The following is a 3,495-nucleotide window of genomic DNA, read 5'->3' as shown; positions in this document are numbered from 1 at the left end:
TCACCGCGCGGGCGTCGCTAGAGCGGGCGAATCCGCGCGTTGGCCCGCGCGAGCGCCTCGACGGCCTGCGCGTTCAGGTCGGCGACCAGCGGGGCGGCCGGGACCGAACGGGCCAGGGGGTACGCCTGCCCGGCCCACATCGACATCAGCTCGGGGTCGCCGGACGCGCGGATCGGCTTGGTCAGGTGGTGCACCCTCGGGTCGGCGGCCGGGGCGTGCGGGGTGTGCTCGGTGAGGAACCGGTTGACCAGCCCGCGCGCAGGCCTGCCGCTGAACGCCCTGGTCAGCGCGGTGCGGCGGGTGCCTTCGGCGAGGGCCTTCCGGTGGGCGGGCGCGGTGCCCGCCTCGGGGCAGGCCAGGAACGCGGTGCCCAGCTGCGCGGCGACCGCCCCGGCGGCGAGGACGGCGGCCACGTCCGCGCCGTGCGCGATGCCGCCCGCCGCGATCAGCGGGAGCGAGACGCGCGCGCCGACCAGGCGCAACGCCGTGAGCAGGCCGATCAGCTCGCCGCCGCCGGGGCTGCGGCCGTCGTCGGCGAAGGTGCCCCGGTGGCCGCCCGCGTCGATCCCCTGCACGCACAGCGCGTCGACGCCGACCCGCGCGGCCTGCTCGGCCTCGGCGGGGGTGGTGACGGTGGCGACGGTGGTGGTCCCCGCCGCGCGCAGCCGGTCGACGTCGGAGGCGGACGGCAGGCCGAACGTGAACGAGACCACCGGGACGCGCAGCGCCAGGAGCAGCTCCAGCTTGGCCGGGTAGGAGTCGTCGTCCCAGCGCGGCTCGCCCGGCTCCAGGCCGGACTCCTCGACCAGCAGCCGCCGGTAGGCCCGCGCCTCCTCGACGCCGCCATCCGGGCCGGGCACGAACAGGTTGACGCCGAACGGCGCGGGGGACAGCGCGGTGGTGCGGGCGATGCGGTCGGCCAGCGCGTCGGGCGTCAGGTAGCCCGCCGGGAGGAAGCCGAGCCCGCCCGCGCCGCCCACCGCGGCGACGAGCTCGGGGGTGGACGGGCCGCCCGCCATCGGGGCGGCGATCACCGGGACCGGGAGCGATTCCAGCAGCATGGTCGGAGGCTAGTCCGGTTCGGCGCGCTCGCCCGCGGGGAGGGGCGGGGTCCACCGCCCCTCCCCGCGGGGTGGACCCCCGTTACGGCAGGGTCTTGAGGTGCGGGGCCACGGTGTTCGAGAACTGCCAGTTCGCGGTGGCGTCCCAGTTGATCGACCACGTCATGGCGCCCCGGATGCCGGGCCAGGTCTTCGCGGGCTTGAAGCTCCCGCAGCTCGTGCCCCTGGCCAGGCAGTCCAGCGCGGCGTTGACGTTGACGGGCGACTGGTAGCCACCGCCCGCGGCCGAGCCGGAGGACGGCAGGCCGAGGCCGACCTGGTCGGGCCGCAGCCCGTTCTCCAGCTGCACGCAGGCCAGCGACACCAGGAAGTCCACGGTGCCCTGGGAGTAGACCTTCTGGTCGCAGCCGAGCATCGCGCCGGAGTTGTAGAACTGCATGTTGACGACGGTGAGGATGTCCTTCACCGCGAGCGCCAGCTTGAAGTACTCGGTCCCGGTGGACTGCATGTCGATGGTCTGCGGGGCCATCGTGATGATCTTGCCGCCCGCCGCGTGGATCGCGCGCAGCGCCGGGGCCATGTGGGTGGCGTTGACGCCGTTCTCCAGGTCGACGTCCACGCCGTCGAACCCGTAGGAGGCCACCAGGTCCTTGACGCTGCTCGCGAAGTTCGCCGACGCGGTCGAGTCGCCGACGGAGATGGTGCCGCGCTCGCCGCCGACCGAGATGATGACCTTCTGGCCGCGCGACTGGAGGGTCTTCACGTCCGCCTTGAACTGGGCGTCGGTGTAGCCGCCGAGCTTGCCCGCGAGGCCGGGGTCGAGCGTGAACGAGACGGCGCCGGGCCTGGTCGGGACGGCGTCCGCGAACGAGACCGCCACGACGTCGTAGGCGCGCGGCACGTCGGCGAGCCTGAGCGCCTTCGAGCCGTTGTCGAAGTTGTTCCAGTAGCCGGTGAGCAGGTGCTTGGGCAGCGCCGGGTCGGGCTGGCCGGGGTTGTTGGACGTCGTGGTGGTCGGCGGCGTCGTGGTGGTGGGCTTGGTGGTGGTCGTGGTCGGCTTCGTGGTGGTGGTCGGCTTGGTCGTGGTGACCGGCGGGGTCGTGGTGGTGGGCTGGGTGCCGCCGGGGCCGTCCAGGACGACGTCGTCGGCGTAGTAGGTCGGCTGGCCGTACCAGCCGTGCAGGTAGACCGTCGCGGTCGTGGCGCTCGGGCCGGTGGTGAAGCTGAGCTTGAGCTCGGAGAACCCGGTGGAGCCGGGCGTCCAGGTGTTCTTGTCGTCGCCGCCGGTGCCGCTCACGCCCAGGTAGACGTAGCTGCCCTGGACCCACGCCGACAGGGAGTAGGCGGTGTTCGGGCGCACCTGGACGGTCTGGGAGCAGCGGGCGTTGTCCGAGCCCTCGGGGGTCGCGGACAGCGCGTGCGAGCCGCTGCGCTTGGGCGAGGTCACGACGGAGGACTTGCCGGAGCAGGTCCAGCCGCTGGTGGAGCCGGTGTCGAACCCGGCGTTGGAGACGAGGTTCGCGGCGGACGCGCTCCCCTGGGCGAGCAGGATCGCCCCGGTGATCGTCAGCGCCGCCGCGGTCAGGGCGCCCAGCGCCCTCGCGGTCTTTCCAGCCACAGGCCACCTCAGCAGGGGTTGGTGGGGTCAGCGGGCGCCCGGCCGGTCGACCGGGCACCGCCAAAGTGGACTAGACCAATGTGGGATGTCAAGGATCGTGACGACGTGTGACCATCACGGGCATGGCTTTCACGGTGCAGAACGCGGTGGAGATCGCTCGGAACGCCCACGAGGGGCAGGTGGACAAGTCGGGTCAGCCGTACCTCGGCCACCCGCTGCGGGTGATGGGCCGGGTGGAGGGCGACCACGCGCGGATGGCGGCGGCGCTGCACGACGTGCTGGAGGACACGCCCGTCACCGCCGAGGACCTGCTGGCCGCCGGGTGCCCGCCCGAGGTGGTGGCCACCGTCGTGGCGCTGACCCACCTGCCGGACGAGTCGCAGGAGGCGTACCTGGCGCGGGTGGTCGCCGACCCGGTGGCCGTCGTCGTCAAGCGCGCGGACATCGCCGACAACACCTCGCCGGAGCGGACGGCGAAGCTCGACGAGGCCACCAGGGAGCGCCTGGCCGCCAAGTACGCACGCGCGGTACACCTGCTGGACACGCTCCGTTGACGGGGGTCCCGGCAGTGCGTCGCAACTCACGCGTAGATCACTCGATCTATGCCCTGAAGTGCGGCATCATAGTAGGTGAACCGATACAGAAAGACCGACCCGAAAGGTGTCATGAACGCCATCAAGACCGTCCGGACCTACTTCGCCACCCGGCGGGAGCTGCGCAAGCGGGAGAGGGCGCTGGCCACCGAGCTGGCCGCCTACGACACCCCGAGCGCCCGCCTCGACCTGGAAGCCGTCCTCGCCCGCAACTCCTCGAACG

Annotated in this window: 3 protein-coding genes; 1 reads left to right on the top strand and 2 read right to left on the bottom strand. The window is 72.8% G+C overall.

Annotated elements, in window-relative coordinates:
* Positions 1 to 17 precede the first annotated feature (17 nt).
* Both ACTUAL_RS01830 and ACTUAL_RS01825 read right to left on the bottom strand, forming a co-directional pair.
* Complete coding sequence (locus ACTUAL_RS01830) at positions 18 to 1,058, bottom strand: nitronate monooxygenase (RefSeq protein WP_440899038.1); 1,041 nt, start codon at positions 1,056 to 1,058, stop codon at positions 18 to 20.
* 85 nt (positions 1,059 to 1,143) lie between these two features.
* On the bottom strand, positions 1,144 to 2,679 hold the full coding sequence (locus ACTUAL_RS01825; protein ID WP_440899037.1) for a chitinase: 1,536 nt from the start codon (positions 2,677 to 2,679) through the stop codon (positions 1,144 to 1,146).
* A gap of 122 nt (positions 2,680 to 2,801) precedes the next feature.
* Between ACTUAL_RS01825 and ACTUAL_RS01820 the strand changes: the two genes are divergently transcribed.
* Positions 2,802 to 3,233 (top strand): HD domain-containing protein, encoded by a 432-nt coding sequence (locus ACTUAL_RS01820; RefSeq protein ID WP_440899036.1) that lies wholly within the window; start codon positions 2,802 to 2,804, stop codon positions 3,231 to 3,233.
* Positions 3,234 to 3,495: the final 262 nt, after the last annotated feature.

It is taken from the genome of Actinosynnema sp. (assembly GCF_052038725.1).
Note: the sequence above shows the minus strand (reverse complement) of the source record. Positions and strands in the feature narration are given on the sequence as shown.